Below are 22,384 nucleotides of genomic sequence, written 5' to 3'. Positions count from 1 at the left end.
AGAGCAGTGACGCTTAGAACTGCATGCTCATAACCTGCTGGTAGGCCTGCACCGCTTTGTTGCGGACAGCAAGCGTCAGTTCGAAGGCCATCGAGGCCTTCTGTGTGGCGATCATCGCCTGGTGAACATCGACGCCTGTACCACTGATGAGTCCTCTCACGGTGCGACCTGCCTGATCCTGCAGCCGGTTCACTTCTCCGACGGCATCGGTGAGCAGATCGCCGAAAGGCACCGACCCGGCAGCATCCGTTCCGGTCATGTCCGTCATGGGGGAAAGCCCCGGAAGCTGGGCGGGGGCCTGGGACTGCAACTGTGTCTGCAGACCGTTCATGACTGCGGAAGCGTTGGTGTTTGTAATCGCGGTAATTGCCGGCAACATTCGATTCTCCTTGTTTGAGGCGTTGCGGATTAAGCCTTGCCAATCTCGAGCGCCGAGCCGATCATGCTCTTCTCAGCCTGTACGGCTGAGCCATTCAGGCCATAGGCGCGGGTTGCTCCCATAAGATCCACCATCTCGGTGAGCGGGTTAATGTCGGGATAATCAACATATCCGTCGGGACCGGCATCCGGATGGCCTGGATCGTAGCGGCGTAATGGCGCCGCCGGATCCTGGACCACCTGCGCGATATGCACACCGCCGGCAGGCTCGCCCTCCGCTCCGGGAAAGGCGAAAGAGGGCATCGGCGGAGGCGCGATCAGGTTTTGCGGCGAGCCGATGGCCCCGTTCATCGCCAGGGCGAAATTGGGATCCAGTTCCACATTGCCAGTATTGGCAGCAAAGATCACATGCTGGCGGTGGTAAGCGCCTCCGTCGGCAGTACGCGTCGTCTCAGCGTTGGCCATATTGGCCGCAACTACTTCGGCCCGCATTCGCTCGGCCTGCATCGCGCTGCCCGAAGTCTCCAGTAACCCAAAAAGATTCATGATGTTCTCCTGATGACGCACTTAAACCTGAAAAGCGAATTCTGCTTTTGAATCCGGCGCATCATTTACCGTCTATGCGAATTGCATCCATCTCCGCCTGGTACTCGCCTTTGAGGAGCGCGACGCCGGTCTTGAACTTCAACTGCGCTTCGGCAAGATGCAGACTCTCGCGGTCCATCGAGACATTGTTGCCGTCGGGCCGCGTAACCAGGTTCTCCTCCGGACGGAGCCGTACCTTCTGATCGGGAAGCCCCTCTTCGACCCCAAACATCGCAGAACGCATCTCGGACTCGAAGTCCATGCCCATGGCGCGATAACCGGGTGTGTCGATATTGGCCATATTCTCGGCGGTCAATTTCGTCTGATCGTTGGCCAGATCCAGGTAGCGCGCCAACTGATCGCTCATCATCGTTTCGATTTGCATGATGCTCTCCACTCCCCTCTCGCGTTATGCGTGCGCAATGATGCCGAATTCGATCTCGCTTGCGGTGATCACCGGCGCTTCGCCGGCCAGGATAGAAGCACGTTCCAGCACATGCTCAAGCTCGCGCACGTTCCCCGGCCAGGGATGCGCCAGAAGGCGCGTAACAGCTGCCGAGTCGATGCGCTTAACCGGCTCGGTTCGGCCCATCTTGTCCAAGAAGTGCTGGATCAGAAGTGAGAGGTCTTCACCGCGCTCGGCCAGCGAGGGAGTACGGATGAGGAAGACCGCCAGCCGGTAGTAAAGGTCCGAGCGGAAATTGCCTTCAGAGGCATTCTTTGCCAGATGCTGGTGCGTCGCTGCGATGATCCGCACGTCTACGCGGACCGACTCGTTCTCGCCGACGCGCTGTAGTTCGCCGCATTCGACAAAACGCAGGAGCTTGGCCTGTAGCGCCAGCGGCATCTCGCCAATCTCATCCAGAAAGAGCGTGCCGCCATCGGCAGCCTCAATGCGGCCTGTTCTGCCGTGCGTGGCCCCGGTAAAGGCTCCGCGTGTGTGACCGAAGAGCTCCGCTTCCAGGAGCGCCTCCGGTATGGCGGCGCAATTAATCGCGACAAAGGGCTTGCGGGCGCGTGGTGAAAGACGATGCAGAGCCTGAGCCACAAGCTCCTTGCCGGAACCTGTGGGCCCTTCGATCAGCACCGGCGTCGAGCGCGGCGCGACAAGCCGGACGCGGCGGCTGACCTCAAGCATGGAGGGCGCGTTGCCGATCAAGTCGGGAAGGCGGTGGTCCACAAGCCGATGGTCTGGAGTGCGATGCTCCGCAAGCCGGGGATCGGAAAGACGCTGGTCAGTAAGACGCTGATCAAGAGGCCGCGCTTCAGAGACGGTCTCTGTCTTTACTGCTGAAAAAGATGGGACCGCAGGTGAAAGAAATGGCTCCGGTCCCTCTGCAATCTCAGGCGCCGCATTCCACGCAGCCGTATCGGTGAGGACCTCACTCTGGGACGCTCCATCCTGGCTGATCCGCAGAGCGTAGAGCAACTCCTGCCGGTAGGGGCTGCGCGGACCTTCCGAGTTGACTGCGCCCTCAACCGTCAGCACATCAACGCCAGCGAAAGAACGCTGGAACTCCGCGAGAAACTCACCGAGATCAAGGTCAGGGAGCCAGGAATCGACGATGGCCGCCTCAATGGGTATGCCATCGGCAGCCGCCCAGGCCTGCGCACCGGAGGATGCCTCGCGCACCTGCCAGCGCAATCCAATAAGCGTCTCTCGCAACTGTTCGCGGAGGCTGGCATCGGCGCTGATCAGAAGCGCAATGCGCTGCCGCACGCGCGAGATCGGAATGGAGGCCGGTGGAGGGCCAAACGAAAGAGGGCCAAAGGTGGAATGTGATGCGGGTGAGGCCACGTGTGCTTCTCCTTTGTTGCGGTTTCAGTCCTGCGAGTCTTAGAGCATCTCGGCGCGTGCTGCTGCGGGTAAGACGGCGCTATGGAGTGCCGGCGCCAGCACGATAGCCAGCTCAGCATCCGATGGAACCTTGTATCCCTGGCCGCGCACGGTGCGAATCAGATGCCCCGGCGCGGGGTCTTTCAATTTGCGGCGCAGATAATTCACATACACGTCGACGATGTTGGTGGTCTGCGCGGGTTCCATCTTCCAGACCGTATCCAGAAGCTCAACGCGCGAGACGCACTGGCCGCGGTTCAGCATCAGCTGCTCGAGCAACGAAAATTCCTTGTTCGTGAGCTGTATATGCTCGCCCGCGCGGCGCACGGTGTGCTCCATGCGGTCGATCTCAAGATCGCCCGCGCGCAGAAGCAGACGCGCCTCCCGCTTGCGCCGCATCAGCGCGCGGCAGCGCGCGCGCAGTTCATGCAGGCTGAAAGGCTTGGTCATCAGGTCATCCGCTCCAAGATCGAGGCAGCGTACGCGCGTCTCGACTTCACCTCGCCCGGTAAGAATCAGTACCGGCAGATCAGCGTCCAGGCAACGCAGCTCCGCGAGCACCTGCTCGCCATCTTTGACCGGCATGTTCAGATCGAGAATCGTGAGGTCGGGCATCTCCTCACGGAAGGCCTCAACAGCCGCCGCGCCGTTCTGCGCGAGGCGCACCCTGTGACCGTCTGATTCCAGGCCGCGTGTAAGAAATAACCCCAGCGCCGGATCGTCTTCGGCAATTAGCAATCTCATGAATGCTTGCTCTCCTGCTGTCCCGATCTGTTGCAGAATGCTGTCCACATTTGAGTCGTCTGAATTAGAGGACTTTCATGTGCTGCATCTCCACGATTGCGTGAGAGGATTTAAAGCGCAAGATGAGAGAGATGAAAGAGTGAGAGTGGATTCCGTAAGTGGGATAAGAGAAGATGAAGTGTCAAAATGGGCGACAAGACTTCAATGCGGACGCTTGCGCCGATACATGGCGTCATCGGCGCGCTGGAAAAGCTGCTGCATGGTCTCGCCGGGTACGTACTCGGCCGCGCCGATCGAGGCCGTCACGGACAGACGCAGTGCGCCTACAAGATAGTGACCGCAGACCCATGTGCTGACGCGCTCGACGAGTTTCTGCGCGGCCGCGAGAGGGCAATCGAGCACCATCACCCACTCGTCGCCACCCCAGCGCCCGGCGACGTCTGTGGAGCGAAGCGCGTTGCGCAGCTCTCCGCCGAACTGGCGTAGGATCTCGTCGCCGATGAGATGGCCATGATTATCGTTGACGGTTTTGAAGTCGTCGATGTCGATGAGACCGATGCTGAACGGCCGCCCTTCTTCGATGCGCCGGACAATCTCTTTTTCTATGGCGAAACGGTTGGGCAACTGCGTGAGGGAGTCGAGTGAGGCAACGCGTTCGGCTTCCTGGAGGCGATCCCTGAAAGCGGCCATCTGCGTACGCAACTCGGCCAGTTCAGCGTTGCTCTCATCGAGAATTGTGCTGATCGACTTTCTTATCTCTGCTGCGGCGGCGAGGATGGACTCGCGCATGAGCGGGAGATCGTCATAGCGCGCGATGGCATGAAGTTTATGGGTGATGGCCTCAATGTGCCGTGCGCAGCGTTGATCGCGCTCCCCGGCACGCTGGGTGCTCCGGGCCAGCACGAGCAGCATCTCCTTGACCTCGCTGGTCCGGTGCTCGAGATGTTTGGCCATCCCCCGGCCCCAGGCGGTCAGTTGATCATGCACCTTTTTGCCGACTCGGGAGATGGACTCTTCCGTGCTGTCCTGCTCGAGATCAGCGGAGACAGCCTCCATGGCCTCAAGGAGGCCCGTTCCTTCAGCTGTGGAGATTTCCACTCCGCAGCGGCCCATGGTTTCGATGGCATCCCGATAGGCCGCAAGGAGCGCAGAGGGAGTATTTGCCGCGCTGGGGTAGTCCTGGCTGGACCCGGAGGCGCCAAGGGACTTTCGTCCGCGGAGATATTCGCCGATCAAGATCATTCCGCTCTCATGCATATTTCGTACCCGGATGGAGTGGGCTCTTGCTACAGAATCGGCAGCTTGTGGCGGAATCCTGAGGGGGAACTGTATTTCTTTTCAAGAAAATGCAGTACGTATGGAAAGTTACTGGAATGGCGCTACGGAAAATTGGTAATAAAAATCAATTATTATTGCGATTCGCTTTTTATTCGCTATAATGCGCGCAGGGCTGCTGAAACCTGCAGCACGCCGAAGCCGGCACGCACCGGCAGGGAGTGTAAAAGCGGATGGCAGTGACACGACGGCAGAAGGAAGTTCTCGATTTTCTGGAAGGATTTGTGGCGCGCAATGGCTACTCGCCTTCTTTCGAGGAGATTGCGCGCGGCATGGGACTCAAAAGCCTCGCTACGGTACACAAGCACATCACAAATCTCGAAAACAAGGGCATGCTGGACCGCGTACATAACCGCAGTCGCTCGATTGACGTGCTTCCTCCCGGCACGCGTACGCGTTCGAGTGACCGGCTGCCACTGGCTGGGCGCATTGCCGCTGGCCGTCCGGTGGAAACAAGCGAATCCATGGAGTCGATTTCCCTCTTCGACGTGGTGGGTAACCGCGACGTCTTTGCGCTTGAGGTGCGAGGCGACTCGATGCGCGATGAACACATCATCAGCGGCGACTATGTGCTGGTGGAACGTACACGAACTGCACGGCAGGGAGAGATCGTGGTTGCTCTTGTGCATGGATCAGAGACAACGCTTAAGCGGTTCTACTCAGAAGGCAGCGTAGTACGCCTGCAGCCTGCGAATATTGAGATGGAACCCATCTATGTGCCTGCCTCGCAGATTGCTATTCAAGGCCGCGTGCTTGGAGTGCTTCGGAAGTACCACTGAGAATGTGGATAGCGAGCGGAAAGCAAAAATCCCGGCAAATGCCGGGATTTTTGCTGTGTACTGATAGCGACCTTACGCGATCAGCTTCTCGACCTTCTCCGCGATCGCTTCCTGGGGAACATAGCCGATGATCTGGTCGACCACCTTGCCGCCCTTGAACAACAGCAGCGCCGGAATGCCGCGGATACCGTATCGCGAGGGCGTTGCGCCGTTTTGATCTACGTTGACCTTACCCACCTTGATTTTGCCGGCGTACTGCGCCGCCACACCATCCACAAAGGGGGCAATCATTTTGCAGGGACCGCACCAACCTGCCCAGAAATCCACCAGAACAGGCTGCTCGCTGTTGAGCACCTCCTGGTCGAAATTCGCATCAGTAAACTCAAAAACACCCGCTCCCGCCATGATTCTCTCGCTCCTAATTCCTGCAGCCCCCGGTTCGGCCGGTTTCTCTGCAATTCAGTCTCTCATGGGATGCGTAAGACATGCATAAAGTCGCAAGCGGAGAACCCGACGCGATAGCCGCGAATGCCGCCAAGGGGCACAAAATTAAAGCGCCCGGATTCCTATCAAGGAATCTCGGGCGCTAGAGCAGCCCTCCCCCAGAACTGCCCACGATGCGTAGAGTATGGTTTCCGTGATAGAGAAGCAAGCAATCTTAGGTAATCCAAAGGTAATCGAAGTTTCATAATATGGAACACTTTGTTAAAAATTTGAAGCATCTAAGTTGGGAAAAAGGAAGCAAATAGCAAGCATGCAGCAGCTTTCTGTCAGTTTCCTTTCGTAATGATCTTTCGATTACTGCTAAATTTTTGGCCCAAAAGTTGTACCCGAAGCGGTGAAACGGCTGACGACCAGCTCTGCTGGCTGAAGCCCTTTTAGCGCCGACTGAATAGCTGCGGTTGCCGTCTGAATGCGCTCTTCGCTTTCAACAATGACAAGTACAGCCGGACCCGCGCCGCTGAGAGATACGCCGAGGATTCCCTGACCGCCCGCAAGCGTAAGGAGCGGCGGCAGCAAATGACAAATCTCTCCGCGGTAAGGCTGATGGATTCGATCCCGCATGGCGTACGCCAGCAGGTCGCCCCTTCCCTGCGCAAAAGCCGCAGAAAGCAGGGCCGCAGCTTGCAGGTTGGCCACAACGTCAGCGCGCTTATAGCTTTCCGGCAGCACGGCGCGGGCCTTGCTGGTGGCCAGAGGCTCAGATGGCAGGACGACCATAGCGCGCCAGGCTGCCGGCGGAGCTATACTTGCAAACCAGACGCGCTCAGGCCGGGCGCTGCCGGCTAATTGCGCCGCAGCCACGAAGCCTCCATGCCAGCAGGCGGTCGCATTATCTGGATGACCTTCCAGAAGCACTGCTTCCTCAAGAATTCGCTCGGCCGACCAGCCAAGTTCGCCAAAGTGGACGGCCAGAGACAGCGCTGCGAGCCGGCCTGCGGCTGAGGAACCGCAGCCCATGCCGAGGGGAATCTGGTTTCGCATCCGGATGGTCAGCGGGACGACGGGGCGGCCCTCTTTCCCCAGTACATCGCGATAGAGGTCGAGCACCAGGTTATCTGTCAGGCGAGCGCAGCGCTCTGCATCCCGGCCCGTTGCATCGATGGAGAACTGCGCTGCTGGCGCGGCCTCGATTTCAAGATGGAAATCGAGCGCTACGCCCACGGCGTCAAAGCCTGGTCCAAGATTTGCAGAAGACGCAGGAAGCCGGATGAAAAAAGGCTCACTCATGCGCGGGCGTCCTTGATAGCCGCCAATACTGCCGCCGGATCCGCATCCATGGAGATGGCGTTGCGGCGAAGCGGCTCGATGAACTGTTCAAGGCCGGCTTTTTCCTCCTCGCGCAATAACGTGCCGCGGTGAAAATCAATCGTGTAGTCGGCATCCTTGAGCGTGTGCCCCGTGAGTACCAGCACCACCACGTCGCTAGAGCTGATCAGGTTCTTGGCGCGCAGTTTTTTAAGACCGGCCAACGTAACGGCGGAGGCTGGCTCACACCCCAGACCCTCTGCGCCCAGTTCCGCCTTGGCAATGGCGATCTCAGCTTCAGAAACATCGATGCACCAGCCGCCTGTGTCCTGAATAATCCTGACAGCTTTGCGCCATGAGGCCGGGCTTCCAATACGGATGGCGGTAGCGCGGGTGTGAGCTTCCACCGGTTCCAGCGTGGAGGAGCCTTGTGCAAGCATGCGCACCAGAGGGTTGGCGCCTTCTGCCTGAATAATGGAAATGCGTGGAATACGAGCGACAAGACCGAGGTCTTTCAGCTCCTTGAAGCCCTTGCCAAGCGCAGAGCTGTTGCCGAGATTGCCGCCGGGCACGATGAGATGATCGGGCACATTCCAGTCCAGTGCTTCAGCAATCTCAAAGGCGGGAGTCTTCTGACCTTCCAGACGATACGGATTCACGGAATTGAGAAGGCAGATCGGTTCCGTCTGGACAATCTCCGTGAGCAGACGCAGGCAGCCATCGAAGTCCGTTTTAAGCTGGCAGGTGACGGCGCCGTAGTCCATGGCCTGCGAAAGCTTACCCCATGCAATTTTGCCTTCGGGAATCAGCACAAGGCTGCGCAGACCGGCCCGCGCGGCATAGGCCGCCATTGCGGCTGAGGTGTTGCCTGTGGAGGCGCATGCGACCCACTCAAAGCCACGCTCGCGCGCGACGCTGAGCGCAGCCGTCATGCCGGTGTCCTTGAAAGATCCGGTGGGGTTCATGCCCTGGTGCTTGGCAAAAAGTTGATCGATGCCAAGGGCTTTTGCAGCACGAAAGAGTGGATATAGGGGTGTGTTGCCTTCGCGGAGCGTGACGGCATTGCCGTAGCTATCCAGAAACGGCAGCAGTTCACGGAAGCGCCAGACACCAGAGTGATCGAGTGTCTCTGAGGAGCAACGGCGCTCACGCCAGAGCCACTTGAGCGCGCCTGGATTGGGGCGATTCGACGAGCCTTTCTGCGCCCAGCCTGGATACTCCACCTCAAACAGATCCCCGCAGACCTCGCAGCGAAAGTCCGGACGGGCCTCCGTGCCCGCGATGCGCGCACCGCAGCCGAAACAACTTAACTGATGCAGGTTGTCGTTCATCTCTGGTGTTAGCCTATCAGCGCGAGCGAGCATTTGCCTTTACAGGGAGATGGACGAGTAATGAGAACTGCCCGAATTGCACTGATTTTCATCGCGGGAATAGTGACATGGCTAAGCGGGGCGGCGCAGACGCCGCTGCGTGTGGCTGCCGCGGCCGATCTGGAGCCTGTACTGCCGCCAATTTTGACTGCATTTCAGCAAGCGACGGGGATTCATGCAGAGGCGACTTATCAGGCGTCAGCGATGCTGACCACGCAGATTGAAAATGGTGCGCCCTTCGATCTGTTTCTATCTGCCGACCTGAGCTATCCGAGACGATTGATTGACGCGGGGCTTGCGGATGCGGCTGGTACGGCTGACTCATCCACACCGATTACCTACGCAAAGGGAACGCTGGTACTGTGGGCTCGCAAGGATGGCGGATTGGCGACCCCTTCGCTTGAGCTGCTGCGGAGCCCGGCGCTGAAGCGGCTGGCGATTGCTAATCCAGATCGCGCGCCGTATGGCCGTGCGGCAGTGGCGTCGCTCAAAAGCCTGGGGCTCTATGATGCGCTGAAACCGAAGCTCGCGACTGCGGAGAATATCGCGCAGGCGGCGCAGTATGTGGATTCGGGAAATGCGGATGCCGGGCTGATTTCGCTGACATCCGCTTTGACTCCGAGGATGTCTTCCTCCGGAAGTTATTTTGTGATTCCGCACGATCTGTATCCGCCCATCGAGCAGGGCGCTGTGATTATCAGCAAGACTACGCAGCGCGAAGCTGTGCACAAATTCCTCGATTATCTGCTCTCGCCCTCAGTACAGGCGCAGCTTGCGAAGAGTGGATTGACGCCTGCCAAGTAGCCGTAGACACCGTATTCTGTTGCATACATGGATTGGCAGGCACTTCTACTCACGCTGAGGCTGGCTACGCTGACAACCGCGATCCTGCTCGTTGTCGCCGTGCCGCTGGCCGCGTTGCTGGTGCTGGGCCGCTCGCGTTGGCTGGTGCTTGTGGAAGCACTGACTGCTCTGCCGCTGGTTCTGCCGCCTACGGTGTTGGGCTTCTTTCTGTTGGTGCTGCTGGGACCGCGTACCGCGTTGGGGCGAGTCATTATCGGTGTGCTCGGCCATCCGCTGGCGTTTTCTTTCTCCGGGCTTGTTGTTGGAAGCGTAATTTACAGTCTTCCATTTGCTGTGCAGCCTATTACTGCGGGCTTTGCAGCGGTGAATCCCGCACTGGTGGATGCAGCGCGACTGTTAGGCGCGGGCACGCCGCGGCTTGTGAGCACGGTGCTGTTGCCGCTGGCGCGACGGTCCATTGTTGTTGCGGCGGTGCTTAGCTTTCTGCATACGGTGGGTGAGTTCGGCGTGGTTCTGATGCTGGGCGGAGATATTCCCGGCGCTACGCGGACGCTGTCGATTGTGCTGTACGACCAGGTGGAGAGCTTTGATTATGCCGCGGCCATGCGGACAGCAGTAGCACTACTGACGATGAGCATTGTGGCGCTTGTGGCAATCTATGCTACTGGCGCTGGAAGAAGAATGTCGCAGGGAGATCGCCGTGGTTGACTGCTCATTTGATCTAAGGCGTGGCGGATTTCATTTGCGGATCGCATGCCGCTTTGCGTCAGAGTGGACGGTGATCTTTGGTCCTTCCGGCGCGGGTAAAAGCACGTTGCTGCGGATGCTAGCTGGTCTTGAGCGCGGCGGCGCGGCACGCATCGGAGTAGAAGACAAGGAGGTTGCGGATCTGCCGGCGGGTAGACGGCGGATTGGGCTTTTAACGCAGCAGGCCGCGCTCTTCCCTCACCTAAGCGTGAGTGCGAATGTTAGCTATGGGTTGCATGGAATGACGCGCGAAGCGCGCTCTGTGCGCGTGAAGGAAATGTTAGAGCTTGTCGAGGCGAAAAACCTGGCGGATCACCGTATATCAGATCTCTCGGGCGGTGAGGTGCAGCGTGTTGCACTGGCCCGTGCGCTTGCTCCCATGCCGCGATTGCTACTGCTGGATGAACCGTTCTCGGCGCTGGACGGCAAAGCGAGCAATGAGTTGTTGATGCGGCTGCAGCCCTGGCTGCGGGAACGCAATATCCAGGTGATACAGGCCACGCACGATGCGACCGATGCATTTCTAACTAATGCTGAGGTTGTGCTGCTCCAAGATGGGCAGATCGTGGCGCAGGGCCCGGCTTTTGAAGTTCTGCAAACAGAGCGGGAGCGGCTGACGCGAAACTTAAGTGCAGCTCAGAAATCCGCAAGCTAAAAGCCGATCTGTACCGGCTCCATCTCCAATGTGACGCCAAAGCGGGAGGCCACGGCTGCTCGGATCTCTTCTGCGAACTCAAGGATTTCTTCAGCGGTTGCGCCGCCGCGATTAACGAGCGCCAACGTGTGGCGCGTGGAGATGCCGACTGCACCTCGCGAAGAACCCTTGGTGAATCCGGCTTGCTCGATGAGCCATGCAGCGGGAATTTTTCTTTCATTTGGACCGGCATCGTAAGTTGGCGGTGAGGTGCCTGCAACTGACGTGATTGTCTGCATGGCTTGCACGGGCACGATGGGATTCTTGAAGAAGCTGCCGGCGCTGCGGCAGTCTGCGTCGCCTTCGACGAGGAGCATTCCTTTGTTCTGACGGATGCGGCGAACTGCGGCGGCCACTTCGACGAGTGTTGGAGTAGCGTCTGCCGCAAAGAGGCGCTGTAGATCAGCGTATTTCAGCGTCGGTGATCCGCCATGTTGAAGCCTGAAATCGACGCGGGTTACGATATAGCGGCCTTTGTCTGTTGAGTTGAATCGGCTGCGGCGGTAGGTAAACTCAGACTCCGCTGCTGAAAATTCGACGAAAGCCCGCTCTTCTTGATCAAAGACCCGCACGCGCTCAATTACTGACGCGACCTCCTGCCCGTACGCGCCGACGTTCTGCACTGGGGTGCCACCGACGGTTCCGGGAATGCCGGCCAGGCACTCGATTCCAGCAGAACCAGCCTCAACAGTCTGCTGCACGAAACTGTCCCAATCCTCTCCTGCTGCTACGCGAAAGAGAACCTGATCCGCGCTTTCGCTTTCAATGACTTCCACTCCGTGCAGAGCGATGTGAAGAACAAGCCCATCGAAGCCCTTGTCGGATACGACAAGATTGCTGCCTCCGCCGAGCACGAAGAGTGGAATCCCGTGTTTTTGTGCCCATGCGCTGCCCTCAAGGATCTCTTCTTCTGAGCGCGTCTCAAGAAAGTAACGCGCCGGGCCGCCGACTCCTAAAGTTGTGAGCGGCGCTAGTGGCTTGTTCTCTATCAGATGCATCCTTTCAAGGCTACACCGGACACTGCGCGTGCGGCGAACTGCGCCTCTGGTGCTTGAATTGACCAGCAGGCTGATAAAATTGGGATAGGCGAGTTCTCTTGCCCGGAGGCAGCAATGTACCCAGAGATTATGGTGATTCCTATGCGCGAGGAGTTGGTCCGCGCAGGAATCGTGGAAACGAAAACGGCGGACGACGTGGATGCGGCTATTGCTCAGTCCGGAACCACGATGGTGGTGGTGAATTCGATCTGCGGCTGCGCAGCGGGTAAGATGCGCCCTGGTGTGCGGCTGGCTCTGGCGAATGCCACCACGCAGCCCGATCAGAAGATTACCGTTTTTGCCGGGCAGGACCGCGAGGCCACGGAGCGCGCACGCGGCTACTTCGAAGGCCATCCGCCGACGTCGCCTTCCATTGCGATTATGCGCGATGGCAAGCTGGTGTACATGATGCCGCGCTTTGTGATTGAGCAGGCCACGGCGCAGCAGATTGCAGGCGAGCTTGTCCGCGCGTTTGACGAGCACTGCGCGAAGGCTACGGCGTAACTTCTGCTTCCCTGATCAAACAGAACGGCCTCCCACACGGGAGGCCGTTCTGTTTGTACTGCAGTGTTGACTAGTCGCCTTGCGAAGCAGCGGGCAGCGCCTGAACCTTGCTGTGTTTGATGGAATAGGTGAAGTAGATTCCCAGGCCGATGATAAGCCAGATGATCATCACGATCCACGTGATCGCTGAGAGCCGCGACATGAGATACAGTGCTGATGCAATGCCCAGGAATGGCACCAGCGGCACCAGCGGCGTTTTGAAAGGCCGCTCCATGTTCGGATGGCGCACGCGCAGAATCCATACACCTGCCGAGACGATGGTGAAGGCCAGAAGCGTGCCGATATTCACCAGTTGAGAGAGCTTGTCGATGGGTAGAAATGCCGGCATGATAGCCGCGAACGCTCCAAAGATAATGGTCGTAATCCACGGAGTGCGGAACTTGGGGTGAATCGCTGAAAACGCTTTGGGAAGAAGACCGTCGCGCGACATGGAGTAGAAGACGCGCGTCTGGCCCAGAAGCATCACCAGCATCACCGTCGCAAGGCCAAAGACCGCGCCGATCTTTACCAGCAATGAACCCCAGCCTACGCCGGTTGCATCCATCGCGAGTGCTACAGGCGCTGATACATTCAGCGTTTTATAGCTAACCAGGCCGGTGAGCACCAGCGAGACGAGGATGTAAAGAATTGTGCAGATGACCAGCGAGCCGAGGATGCCGATGGGCATATCGCGCTTGGGATTCTTGGCTTCCTGCGCGGCTGTGGAGACAGCGTCAAAGCCGATGTAAGCGAAAAAGATGGATGCGGCTGCGACGGGAATGCCGCCCCAACCGAAGTTTCCGTGCCCATCCGGCGGCGGAATGAAAGGATGCCAATTGGCATGAGCCACCTGAGGATGGTGGAACAGGAAGAGGCCACCTACAACGATGAAGACGCCGACGATTCCCAGCTTCACGATGACGATAGCCGAGTTGAAGTTCGCTGACTCCTTGATACCGATGACCAGGATCGTGGTGACCACCAGAACGATCAGCACTGCGACCAGATTGAAGAGCCCTGTCACGTGCGGCAATCCAACATCGGTTATGCCTGGCGGAAGAGACATCCTGTCGATCCAGATTCCGTTGTACTGCACAAGCACATTGCCGGTGGTGGTGGTCAGTGCGGGTGGAATGGTAACGCCGATCTGCTGCATCAGGCTGGTGAAGTATCCCGCCCAACCGGAGGCCACCGTGGATGCGCCAAAGGCGTACTCCAGCGTCAGGTCCCAGCCGATGATCCACGCCACCAGCTCACCCAGGGTGGCATAGCCATAGGTATAGGCTGAGCCGGCGATGGGGATAATGGAAGCGAACTCCGCATAGCAGAGACCGGCAAATGCGCATGTCAGGCCAGCCAGCACAAAACTCAAGGCAACGGCCGGCCCGGCGTGCAGCGCGGCTGCTTGACCGGTGAGCGTGAAGATGCCGGCGCCAATGACCGCGCCAATGCCGAGCGTGACCAGGTTCAACGCTCCAAGTGAGCGCTTGAGCGTGTGTTCTCCCTGTTCACCCGCTTCCTGCGTGAGCATCGACAAGGGTTTTATGCGAAGCAGCCTAGACATAGATGAGGGTGTTCCTCCCCAGATGAGTTAATCGGAATTTGAAACTTGCCGGCCGACTGAGTTCCGCGACCAGATGAAATAAACCGGTATACCGAGCATGACAATAATCAAGCCGGGCCATGTATATTGCGGCTTAAACCGCAATAATACGATACAGACCCACGCAGCCATCAAAATGTATATGGCAGGCAGGACCGGATAGCCCAGTGCCTTATATGGCCGCTCGGCATTGGGCCGCTTGGCGCGCAGCACAAAGATGCCTGCAATGGTGAGGATGTAGAAGACCAGTTCGGCGAAGATGATGTAGTCGAGCAACTGGCCATACGATCCTGAGATGCAGAGCGCTGCCGACCAGATTGCCTGTACCACAATGGCTGCAACCGGTGTGCGCCATTTGGGATGCAGCTTGCCGACGGATTTGAAGAAGAGGCCATCTTTGCTCATGGCGTAGTACACGCGTGCACCGGCCATCGTCAGGCCATTCGCGCAGCCAAAGGTGGAGATGAGCACCGCTGCAGCCATAAGTGCTGCACCGCCCGAGTGGAATATCTGCTCCAGCGCTGCGGTGCCGACGCGGTCTTCCGTTGCATGCTGGATGCCGCGCGCCAGAACCGATGTGCCAGCGGGATCACCATGCATGGGCAGCACTACGAGATACGCGAGCGAAGCCAGGAAATATACGGTGACGACGAAGCCGGTTCCAAGAATGAGCGAGAGCGGAATGTTGCGCTTCGGATTCTTAACTTCACCTGCAGTGAAGGTGATGTTGTTCCAGGCATCGGCAGAAAAGAGTGAACCAACCTGCACCACGGCGAGGACGATGAAGAGATTGACCATTGCAGTCGGCCCGCCCACACCAACCTGAACCGGGTGCAGATCATGCCAGCCCGCGTTCTGCCAGAAGTTGTGCCAGCCGGGACCGAAGTTCGATGCAATAGCCGTGGCGCTGATGCCGACGGTAAAAGCCAGCAGGATCAACGCGGCAAGCGAGAGCGACTTGGCCGTGGTGAAGATGTTTTGAACGATCGATCCGAGTCGAATTCCAAAGAGGTTGATGAAGGCGAGGAGAAAGACAACGACGATGCCGGCGAGATTTGCCGTGTTGACGCCGATGTCCATGTTGCCCAGGACCATTGGGCCAACGGGAATCGACGGAACATGGGCAATCTTCCAGAGCCAGTGTGTTGTGGAGACCGATGGAAAGAAGACGCCGAGAAATTTGCCGAAGGCGACGCAGACAGCGGCGATGGTTCCTGTCTGGATGACAAGAAACATCGTCCAGCCGTAGAGAAATCCCCAGACCGGGCCGAGCGACTCGCGCAGATACACGTACTGGCCCCCGGCGCGGGGCATCATCGCTGCCAGCTCGCCATAGCTGAGCGCGGCGATGGTGGTCATCAATGCGGTCACTACCCATGCGCCCAGGTAGAGCGCCGGGGAGTCCGTAACGCGGGCAATTTCCGCATCGACCAGGAAGATACCTGAGCCGATCATGGAGCCAATGACGATGGCCGTGGAGCTGAACAGGCCAAGGCTCTGAACGAGCTTGTTGGATGGCTCTTGTGGCAGAGCTGCTTTTGAGGATTGCGCTACGGTTGGGCTCGGATTCGGAGTGGTCACTGGAAAGATTTTTACCCGATCTTACGTGGCTTTGTCTCCCAGATTCTATCCGGCACGGTATGAGTGCGGCATAAGCAAACGCGTCTATGAAGATTTGCCTGCATTTAATGCAGATTTATGTAAGCATCTTTCGCCAGCGGCGGAACTCTGCTGCTGGATTCGCAGCGTGAAAGATGGCGGCTGCAACAGCAACCATGTTGGCGCCGGCCTCAATCACCAGCGGCGCTGTTTCCAGCGTGATTCCTGCTGCGGCGCTCAACAGAGGTGCGGGTCCGGCTTCTTGGCGGAGCTTGCGGACGCCTTCCAGGCCAATGGGCGGTTTATCCGTTTGTTTGGTGGTGGTGGTAAAGACAGGGCCAATTGCGAAGTAGTCGGCAGGCTGGATGAGAATGCCGGGGATTAGCGAATCACTTCCGGCAAATGTTCCGATGATTCGATCCGGGCCAAGAATCCGGCGGGCCTCTGAGACGGAGACATCTCCCGCATCGACGTGAACACCGTCAAAGCCAACTTGAATGACTAGATCGGCGCGGTCGTCCAGAATGAGCTTGGTGGCGGGCATTGTGCGGCGAAGGATTTCGGCGTCTGAAGTGAGTTCCGCAACTGAGCCCGTCTTGTTGCGATATTCGAGCAGCTCAACCCCGGCGTCTGCCAGAGATTGGCCCAGCGATTCGAGAAACTCAGCACGGTCTGTTTGCGGGATGACGGAGGAATCAAGAATCGGATAAACGCGAGGGAACGAAAAGGCCATGCATTCAGCTTAGTATTCCGAAATACTTTTCGTCCCTCGCCGTGAAACCGACTTCCCTGCTTACATCTCGTCGCCTGAGGGGCCGTAGCAACCGGGCAGCTTGCCGCCGAGGATGCGGACATAAGCACCGAGTTGCGCGCGGTGATGCACCAGATGGTTCATCACGAAGGATCTCCACACCTGATACTTCGGTTGATCGATAAAGACCTGCCCTCCTGCAGCGAAGATCCAATGGCGGTCCCAGTTCGCTGGGTCAAAGCCCTCAATCGCCGCTTTGGATTTCGGCACGGCTGTCTCAAATGTTTCAAGAACCTCTGCTTTGTTCTCAGGCACTTTGGGCCGCTCTTCCGGATTCCAGTCGAGGCGATCCTTCTCAAGCGTCTTCAGCGGCCACTCTCCAGTAAGTTCGGCGACATGACCGGCCAGACGGCCCAGCGTCATCGACTTTTCATGCGGCTTCCACGTGAAATCGGCAGTATCGGGGATAGCGTTCAGAATCTTGCGCGCGTTCTCCACTTCCGTATTGAACTCGGCAATCAGCTCCTTTTGAATATCCATTCTGCAGCCTCCTTTCGGCGCGGCAATCAGCATATCGTGACTGCTCCGCTTCAGGCGAAGACAAAGCGTAAAATCTTTGCGAATTTGTGATGCCGCGAGTAGTTACTTGTGACTGGGCAATGCAAAGGCGACATAAATCCCGCCTTGAGGCTCATTCGGAGTGCGGGCGTTGCTGGTGGCAATCACAACATATTGGCGGCCATCGACCATGTAAGTTGCCGGCGTAGCCACTCCGGAAAACGGCAGATCCGCGCGCCATAGCAGCTTGCCTGTGCCTGTATCAAAGGCGCGGATTGTGTGGTCGTAAACCGTAGCGCTGATGAAGAGAACACCACCTGCAGTGACAACCGGTCCGCCATAGTTCTCTGAGCCGGTATTGGCCAGCCCTTGCTTTGCCAGCGCTGGGTACTCACCGAGATTGACCTTCCACAGATACTTGCCAGTGGTGAGATCAATCGCGTTCAATGTGCCCCACGGCGGCGTGAATGCTGGGTAGCCATCGGGATCTAGGAACTTGCGGTAGCCGGAAAAAATATAGTCAGGCGGAACGTTCTTTGCCTCTTGAGTTTCACTGCTCTTGGCTCCAACCCCGAGATACCGCAGCAGAGACTCCAACTCCGCGCCTTGGAGTGCCGGCATGGGCGGCATGCGGCCCTTGCCTTTGTGGATCAGGTCAACTGTTTGGGTTGCCGATAGGCGGGTGCCCAGGCCGATCAGCATGGGAAATGAAGGCGGAATGCCTTCGCGCTTTTCTCCGTGGCAGATGGCGCATCGTTCCTGATAGGTCGCCTGGCCGGCAGCATCGGTGGATGTTTCTGCGCCCAGAGCTGCTGCCATCTCCTTCTTGTCTTCCGCGCTGGGTTTGGTGCGGAGAAAGGCAACGAGATCGGTTAACCCACTGCCATCAAGATTTGGAAACGATGGCATGCGTCCGGTTCCCTGCCGGACGGTTTGTCGAATCTTCTCTTCGCCGAGGCGCGGCATGGCATCGAGCAGCGCAGGAAAGGCCGGGGGTGAACCCGTGCGATCGAGGCCATGACAGATGGCGCATTGTGAGCGATAAATACCCTCGCCGGGGCTGCTGACTTTCCCCGCAGGCGCCAGGCCGCCGGTCCACACCATTTCGTTGGCGTTGACGTAGAGAATCTTGTGTACCGGATCGATTGCCGGGCCGCCCCATTCCGCGCCGCCGTCGAAGCCAGGGAAGATCACCGTCTGCCGCTCCACGGAGAACGGAATGAACTGTCCGTCACTCTTGAATTCGCGGAAGGTCTTTACGGCCCACTCATGCGCGGCAGGGGTGCGCGTAGTCAGATCGGCTTCCGTGAGCCGTTGGCGCGCGAAAGGCTGTGGCCAGTCCGGTAGAGGCTGTGTCTTCGACGCCTGCTCGCCGGGAACATTGCTCGCGGGATATTCGTGTTCGTGAATCGGAAAAAGTGGCTCGCCGGTAAGCCTATTGAAGAGATACAGCCATCCCTGCTTGGTGGTCTGCGCCATGGCGGGAATGGTTTTACCATCGCGCACTATGGTGAAGAGCGCAGGCGGCGACGGAAAGTCGCGATCCCAGATGTCGTGATGCACATCCTGAAAGTGCCAGATTCGCTTGCCTGTGTTCGCATCCAGAGCCAGCAACGTGTTGGCGTAGAGGTCGTCGCCAATCCGGTCGCCGCCATAGAAGTCCATCACTGCGGAGCCGGTGGGGACATAGAGAATTCCACGCTCCTCATCGAGCGCCATGCCTGCCCAGTTATTTGCCGCCCCGGAACGCTTCCACGCATCTGCGGGCCAGGTTTCATAACCCGCCTCGCCGGGGTGCGGAATGGTATGGAAGACCCAGCGCAATGCGCCCGTATGCACATCGAAGGCTCGCACATCGCCCGGCGGCGCGGGATGCGCCTCGGGATTGCGGCCGCCTACAATGATCATGTCCTTCCACAGCATCCCCGGCGTGGTCAGCACAATCGACTGCTGCTCCCACGGTTCTCGCAGCCCTTTGCGTAAGTCGATTCGGCCTTGCTCACCGAAGCTCGCAATCGGTTTTCCCGTTGCCGGGTCGAGGCAATAGAGAAAATTCATGATGCCGACAAGAAGGCGATTTTCCTTGCCGTCCGTCCACCACGACATGCCGCGCGCAGGCTGTGTACCGACGACGCCGGAATCAAACTTCCACTTCAGCTTGCCTGTCGCCGCATCCAGCGCAACGATCTTTTCGGTTGGCGTGTACGCATAGAGCGTACGGCCGATGATCAGCGGATTATCCTGCATCCCGCCTTTTTCGCCAGTGTCAAAGGTCCACGCAACTTGAAGCTGATTTACATTTGCGCGATTGATCTGCGTGAGCCTGGAGTAATGATCGCCTTCGCGCCCGCCATTGTAGCTGGACCAGGGAACGTCTTTCTGTGCGGCGCAGATTCGCCCTGCAAGTGCCGCGATCACAAAGGCTGCCAAGATCGAACGAATCATCGACGCTTATCCCACATACTTGATCAACTGCATGAAGCCGAGGTCCATGTGCAACTGCTGATGGCAATGCCACAAAGTGTCGCCGGGGTTGTCAGCAACGAAGTCGATAGCCACTGTATCGAGCGGCATCACGTTGATGGTGTCTTTGCGCAGTCCGCTCATCTGTCGCTTGCCGATTTGGGTAACCTCAAATGTGTGGCGATGCAGATGAATCGGATGCTGATCGCCGCTGCCGTTGCGCAGCAACAGCCTGTATCGTTTGCCTGCATGCACTTCAATCGGATCGATCTTGGGCCATGACTGATTGTTAATCGTCCAGTAGTCGAATTGGCTTCCATTCACCTGGCCAATGTCGCGGAAGGTCAGCGTAATCGTCTCATCCGGAGCTGCAGCCGGTGTCGCATTCGCAAATTGCATGTAATCCCACTGCGCAGGCGCCGGATTGCGCCACAAAGGCGCGCCTTTGCTGCCCGCGTACTCCACGACCACTCCAAGCCCCATCTGGCGCGAGTCCGCGAGCGTGGACCCAAGCACCCACACGCCCGGCGAGTTCATCTCTACGATCGCGTCTACCCGCTCGGCCACCGCAATGCTCAGCCGCTCGACGGATTGGGGGCGCGGAACGGGGTTGCCATCCATTGCCACCACTTTGAAAGTGTGCCCAGGCAATGCAAGCTCCACATTCTCTGTCGCGCTCGCATTCAAGATATGCATCAGGACGCGCTGGCCTTGCTTTACGCGAAGCGGTTCGCCAACGCCGAGCTTATGCGCGTTGATGGTAGCGTGCTGATAGCCCACATCCGAGCCCGCGGTCAGTGGAGCATTCGCGCTTGCCTGCCGCATCGAATCCACCATCGGAACAAAGCGCGGCTCCCAGTGATGAATTGCCAGGAAAATCTCCTGATCGAACTTCCCTTCGGCCGCAAAGCCCGATCGTCCCTCTACCATCAGGAAACCGAATTGCCCGCTGTAGGTGCCCCGGTTCAGATCGGTACCCGCGCTGGCATGCGTGTGATACCAGCGCGTCCCGGCAGGCCTTGGCGTAAACGCATAACGCTGCTGTCCGCCCGGCGCAATCATGGGCGAGCCTTCTTCCATTGCGCCGTCATTGAGTGAGTCAATTGCGAGTCCGTGCCAATGGACCAGATCTGGATTCTGGCTCGCATTTGTCACATCCATGGTGACAGGAACGCCTTCGCGCAGCCGCAGAATTGGGCCGGGAACCTGGCCGTTGTACGCGGTGGTCTTCACCGTCACGCCCGGAGCAATGTCGAGCGTGCAGGGCTCAATGCGGAGAGAATAGTCCGCTTTGCCGGCGGCGGCTTTGGGAGCGGCTCGCAAAGGCAAAGCTGCAGCCGCTAACGACCAGCCCGCGGTCTGAAGAAAGTGACGACGTGTAAGCATCGATGCTCAACAGAGTATCAGCTTACGGCCACCGTTGAGCATTGACGATTGCGCTACTGCCGCGCCGCCAGAAACCGTTCCATGAACTTGGTGTCGAACTCGCCTTTGCGGAAGTTCTCATCCTCAAAGATTGCCTGATGCAGAGGAATCGAGGTCTCTATTCCCTGCACCACAAATTGACTCAGTGCGCGCTGCATCTTGTTCATGGCTTCCTCGCGCGTATCGCCGTGCACAATGAGTTTGGCAATGAGCGAGTCGTAATATGGGGGCACAACGCCTTCAGCATATTGCGCTGTGTCGACTCGTACACCGTTGCCGCCGGGAACATTAAATGCGGTAATGCGCCCCGCGGAGGGCGTGAACTTTACCGGGTTCTCCGCGTTGATGCGGCACTCAATTGCATGCCCACGCATCTCCAGTTTTGCCGGCAGAATATCGCTCAGCCTCTCGCCGGAGGCAATCCGCAACTGCGCCTTCACCAGGTCGATGCCCGTGATGAACTCTGTTACCGGGTGCTCCACCTGGATGCGCGTATTCATTTCGATGAAGTAGATCTGCCTGTCCTCGTCCATGAGAAATTCAACGGTTCCGGCATTCTGGTATCCGATTTCCGTGAGGCAGCGGCGAAGGGTCGCATCGATCTCCTCGCGGATCTTGGGCGTCACCTGTAGCGACGGCGCTTCCTCAATCAGCTTCTGGTGCCGCCGCTGAATGGAGCACTCGCGTTCAAAGAGAGTTCTGACGTCACCGTGCTCGTCAGCCAGCACCTGGAACTCAATATGCCGCGGCCGCTCAATGAACTTCTCCATGTACAGCTCGCCGTTGCCGAAGGCATTTGCGGCCTCGGTCGATGCGGCGTGATAAAGATTCGGCAGCTCTTCGGCGGTGCGCACAATTCTCATACCGCGCCCACCGCCGCCGGCTTTGGCCTTGAGAATTACTGGAAAGCCGACCCTCTGAGCCCACTCCTGCGCGTCTTCTTCTGAATCGACTACGCCATCAGATCCCGGCAGAATCGGCACCTTGGCTTTCTTCATCGCCTGGCGGGCTTTTTCCTTTTCGCCCATCAGGCGGGTCACCTCTGGTGGCGGCCCAATGAACTTGATATTCGATGCGCGGCAGACCTCAGCGAAGTTTGCGTTCTCGCTTAGCAGACCATAGCCCGGATGAATCGCGTCTACATTGGCGATCTCTGCGGCTGAGATCACCGCCGGGACATTGAGATAGCTATCCGCCGGGCGCGGCGGACCAATGCAGATTGCCTCATCGGCAAAGCGCACGTGGAGCGAATTGCGGTCTGCTTCACTGTAGATCGCAACTGTGCGTATGCCGAGCTCTCGGCAGGCATTGATGACGCGCAGCGCAATTTCGCCGCGATTGGCAATCAGAACCTTGCGAAACATTTTTATCCTTAGTAGAGCA

22 protein-coding genes are annotated in these 22,384 nt (G+C 58.3%); 5 read left to right on the top strand and 17 right to left on the bottom strand.

Features of this window, described 5'->3' with window-relative positions; all coding sequences use genetic code 11:
* Positions 1 to 13 precede the first annotated feature (13 nt).
* From fliE to VO84_RS02655, 6 genes are all read right to left on the bottom strand, one after another.
* Positions 14 to 379 (bottom strand): flagellar hook-basal body complex protein FliE, encoded by a 366-nt coding sequence (fliE, locus tag VO84_RS02680; protein ID WP_058185739.1) that lies wholly within the window; start codon positions 377 to 379, stop codon positions 14 to 16.
* Positions 380 to 408: 29 nt separating this feature from the next.
* Positions 409 to 924, bottom strand: coding sequence for a flagellar basal body rod protein FlgC (gene flgC / locus VO84_RS02675; RefSeq protein WP_058185738.1), 516 nt, complete (start codon positions 922 to 924; stop codon positions 409 to 411).
* A gap of 61 nt (positions 925 to 985) precedes the next feature.
* Entirely contained in the window at positions 986 to 1,348 is a 363-nt protein-coding gene (flgB, locus tag VO84_RS02670; RefSeq protein ID WP_058185737.1) for a flagellar basal body rod protein FlgB, read from the bottom strand.
* Positions 1,349 to 1,372: 24 nt separating this feature from the next.
* Positions 1,373 to 2,761, bottom strand: coding sequence for a sigma-54-dependent transcriptional regulator (locus tag VO84_RS02665; protein WP_231737744.1), 1,389 nt, complete (start codon positions 2,759 to 2,761; stop codon positions 1,373 to 1,375).
* 39 nt (positions 2,762 to 2,800) lie between these two features.
* Positions 2,801 to 3,544 (bottom strand): response regulator transcription factor, encoded by a 744-nt coding sequence (locus VO84_RS02660; RefSeq protein WP_082661669.1) that lies wholly within the window; start codon positions 3,542 to 3,544, stop codon positions 2,801 to 2,803.
* Between the two features lie 201 nt (positions 3,545 to 3,745).
* Positions 3,746 to 4,786 (bottom strand): GGDEF domain-containing protein, encoded by a 1,041-nt coding sequence (locus VO84_RS02655; RefSeq protein ID WP_058185736.1) that lies wholly within the window; start codon positions 4,784 to 4,786, stop codon positions 3,746 to 3,748.
* A 266-nt stretch (positions 4,787 to 5,052) separates the two neighbouring features.
* Between VO84_RS02655 and lexA the strand changes: the two genes are divergently transcribed.
* Positions 5,053 to 5,658: a transcriptional repressor LexA gene (gene lexA / locus VO84_RS02650; protein WP_058185735.1), complete on the top strand. Its 606-nt coding sequence runs from the start codon at positions 5,053 to 5,055 to the stop codon at positions 5,656 to 5,658.
* Between the two features lie 72 nt (positions 5,659 to 5,730).
* Here the strand turns inward: lexA and trxA are convergent, their stop codons facing one another.
* The 3 genes from trxA to thrC form a co-directional block, all read right to left on the bottom strand.
* Positions 5,731 to 6,063, bottom strand: coding sequence for a thioredoxin (trxA, locus tag VO84_RS02645; RefSeq protein ID WP_058185734.1), 333 nt, complete (start codon positions 6,061 to 6,063; stop codon positions 5,731 to 5,733).
* Positions 6,064 to 6,462: 399 nt separating this feature from the next.
* Positions 6,463 to 7,389, bottom strand: coding sequence for a homoserine kinase (gene thrB, locus VO84_RS02640; protein WP_058185733.1), 927 nt, complete (start codon positions 7,387 to 7,389; stop codon positions 6,463 to 6,465).
* On the bottom strand, positions 7,386 to 8,738 hold the full coding sequence (gene thrC, locus VO84_RS02635) for a threonine synthase (RefSeq protein ID WP_058185732.1): 1,353 nt from the start codon (positions 8,736 to 8,738) through the stop codon (positions 7,386 to 7,388). The genes thrB and thrC overlap by 4 nt, the downstream gene beginning before the upstream one ends.
* Positions 8,739 to 8,798: 60 nt before the next feature.
* On the opposite strand from thrC, the gene modA reads away from it, so the two are divergent.
* Genes modA through VO84_RS02620 form a run of 3 tightly spaced genes read left to right on the top strand, consistent with a single transcriptional unit; the run spans position 8,799 to position 10,983 of the window.
* A complete protein-coding gene (gene modA / locus VO84_RS02630) occupies positions 8,799 to 9,581 on the top strand; it encodes a molybdate ABC transporter substrate-binding protein (protein ID WP_058185731.1) in 783 nt (260 codons plus the stop codon).
* Positions 9,582 to 9,608: 27 nt separating this feature from the next.
* On the top strand, positions 9,609 to 10,289 hold the full coding sequence (gene modB / locus VO84_RS02625) for a molybdate ABC transporter permease subunit (RefSeq protein ID WP_058185730.1): 681 nt from the start codon (positions 9,609 to 9,611) through the stop codon (positions 10,287 to 10,289).
* Positions 10,282 to 10,983 carry an ABC transporter ATP-binding protein gene (locus VO84_RS02620; RefSeq protein WP_058185729.1) on the top strand — a complete coding sequence of 234 codons (702 nt, stop codon included), beginning with the start codon at positions 10,282 to 10,284 and terminating at the stop codon, positions 10,981 to 10,983. The genes modB and VO84_RS02620 overlap by 8 nt, the downstream gene beginning before the upstream one ends.
* Here the strand turns inward: VO84_RS02620 and VO84_RS02615 are convergent.
* Positions 10,980 to 12,020: a UDP-N-acetylmuramate dehydrogenase gene (locus VO84_RS02615; protein ID WP_058185728.1), complete on the bottom strand. Its 1,041-nt coding sequence runs from the start codon at positions 12,018 to 12,020 to the stop codon at positions 10,980 to 10,982. The two genes, VO84_RS02620 and VO84_RS02615, sit on opposite strands and share 4 nt — an antisense overlap.
* A 114-nt stretch (positions 12,021 to 12,134) precedes the next feature.
* Between VO84_RS02615 and VO84_RS02610 the strand changes: the two genes are divergently transcribed.
* Positions 12,135 to 12,563, top strand: coding sequence for a BrxA/BrxB family bacilliredoxin (locus VO84_RS02610; RefSeq protein ID WP_058185727.1), 429 nt, complete (start codon positions 12,135 to 12,137; stop codon positions 12,561 to 12,563).
* Between the two features lie 70 nt (positions 12,564 to 12,633).
* Here the strand turns inward: VO84_RS02610 and VO84_RS02605 are convergent, their stop codons facing one another.
* From VO84_RS02605 to accC, 7 genes are all read right to left on the bottom strand, one after another.
* The gene (locus VO84_RS02605) at positions 12,634 to 14,166 is read right to left on the bottom strand and encodes an amino acid permease (RefSeq protein WP_058185726.1); all 1,533 of its coding nucleotides are present in this window, start codon (positions 14,164 to 14,166) and stop codon (positions 12,634 to 12,636) included.
* A gap of 27 nt (positions 14,167 to 14,193) precedes the next feature.
* The gene (locus VO84_RS02600) at positions 14,194 to 15,786 is read right to left on the bottom strand and encodes an APC family permease (RefSeq protein WP_157439688.1); all 1,593 of its coding nucleotides are present in this window, start codon (positions 15,784 to 15,786) and stop codon (positions 14,194 to 14,196) included.
* Between the two features lie 115 nt (positions 15,787 to 15,901).
* On the bottom strand, positions 15,902 to 16,537 hold the full coding sequence (locus VO84_RS02595) for a thiamine phosphate synthase (protein ID WP_058185725.1): 636 nt from the start codon (positions 16,535 to 16,537) through the stop codon (positions 15,902 to 15,904).
* A gap of 60 nt (positions 16,538 to 16,597) precedes the next feature.
* The gene (locus tag VO84_RS02590) at positions 16,598 to 17,095 is read right to left on the bottom strand and encodes a DinB family protein (protein ID WP_058185927.1); all 498 of its coding nucleotides are present in this window, start codon (positions 17,093 to 17,095) and stop codon (positions 16,598 to 16,600) included.
* A 102-nt stretch (positions 17,096 to 17,197) separates the two neighbouring features.
* A complete protein-coding gene (locus tag VO84_RS02585; protein WP_058185724.1) occupies positions 17,198 to 19,558 on the bottom strand; it encodes a c-type cytochrome in 2,361 nt (786 codons plus the stop codon).
* 6 nt (positions 19,559 to 19,564) lie between these two features.
* Positions 19,565 to 20,962, bottom strand: coding sequence for a multicopper oxidase family protein (locus VO84_RS02580; protein WP_058185723.1), 1,398 nt, complete (start codon positions 20,960 to 20,962; stop codon positions 19,565 to 19,567).
* Positions 20,963 to 21,015: 53 nt separating this feature from the next.
* Positions 21,016 to 22,365 carry an acetyl-CoA carboxylase biotin carboxylase subunit gene (gene accC / locus VO84_RS02575; RefSeq protein ID WP_058185722.1) on the bottom strand — a complete coding sequence of 450 codons (1,350 nt, stop codon included), beginning with the start codon at positions 22,363 to 22,365 and terminating at the stop codon, positions 21,016 to 21,018.
* Positions 22,366 to 22,384: the final 19 nt, after the last annotated feature.

This window comes from Occallatibacter gabretensis, from assembly GCF_001449115.1.
Lineage (GTDB): Bacteria > Acidobacteriota > Terriglobia > Terriglobales > Acidobacteriaceae > Telmatobacter > Telmatobacter gabretensis.
This window is presented reverse-complemented; position numbering and strand designations above follow the sequence as displayed.

Coding starts and splice junctions, on each gene's coding strand:
- VO84_RS02655 (WP_058185736.1), bottom strand. CDS start 4,786: ATGATCTTGATCGGCGAATATCTCCGCGGACGAAAGTCCCTTGGCGCC.
- modB (WP_058185730.1), top strand. CDS start 9,609: ATGGATTGGCAGGCACTTCTACTCACGCTGAGGCTGGCTACGCTGACA.
- VO84_RS02605 (WP_058185726.1), bottom strand. CDS start 14,166: ATGTCTAGGCTGCTTCGCATAAAACCCTTGTCGATGCTCACGCAGGAA.
- thrB (WP_058185733.1), bottom strand. CDS start 7,389: ATGAGTGAGCCTTTTTTCATCCGGCTTCCTGCGTCTTCTGCAAATCTT.
- VO84_RS02580 (WP_058185723.1), bottom strand. CDS start 20,962: ATGCTTACACGTCGTCACTTTCTTCAGACCGCGGGCTGGTCGTTAGCG.
- VO84_RS02595 (WP_058185725.1), bottom strand. CDS start 16,537: ATGGCCTTTTCGTTCCCTCGCGTTTATCCGATTCTTGATTCCTCCGTC.
- fliE (WP_058185739.1), bottom strand. CDS start 379: ATGTTGCCGGCAATTACCGCGATTACAAACACCAACGCTTCCGCAGTC.
- lexA (WP_058185735.1), top strand. CDS start 5,053: ATGGCAGTGACACGACGGCAGAAGGAAGTTCTCGATTTTCTGGAAGGA.
- VO84_RS02610 (WP_058185727.1), top strand. CDS start 12,135: ATGTACCCAGAGATTATGGTGATTCCTATGCGCGAGGAGTTGGTCCGC.
- VO84_RS02660 (WP_082661669.1), bottom strand. CDS start 3,544: ATGAGATTGCTAATTGCCGAAGACGATCCGGCGCTGGGGTTATTTCTT.
- thrC (WP_058185732.1), bottom strand. CDS start 8,738: ATGAACGACAACCTGCATCAGTTAAGTTGTTTCGGCTGCGGTGCGCGC.
- trxA (WP_058185734.1), bottom strand. CDS start 6,063: ATGGCGGGAGCGGGTGTTTTTGAGTTTACTGATGCGAATTTCGACCAG.
- flgB (WP_058185737.1), bottom strand. CDS start 1,348: ATGCAAATCGAAACGATGATGAGCGATCAGTTGGCGCGCTACCTGGAT.
- flgC (WP_058185738.1), bottom strand. CDS start 924: ATGAATCTTTTTGGGTTACTGGAGACTTCGGGCAGCGCGATGCAGGCC.
- VO84_RS02590 (WP_058185927.1), bottom strand. CDS start 17,095: ATGGATATTCAAAAGGAGCTGATTGCCGAGTTCAATACGGAAGTGGAG.
- accC (WP_058185722.1), bottom strand. CDS start 22,365: ATGTTTCGCAAGGTTCTGATTGCCAATCGCGGCGAAATTGCGCTGCGC.
- modA (WP_058185731.1), top strand. CDS start 8,799: ATGAGAACTGCCCGAATTGCACTGATTTTCATCGCGGGAATAGTGACA.
- VO84_RS02585 (WP_058185724.1), bottom strand. CDS start 19,558: ATGATTCGTTCGATCTTGGCAGCCTTTGTGATCGCGGCACTTGCAGGG.
- VO84_RS02615 (WP_058185728.1), bottom strand. CDS start 12,020: ATGCATCTGATAGAGAACAAGCCACTAGCGCCGCTCACAACTTTAGGA.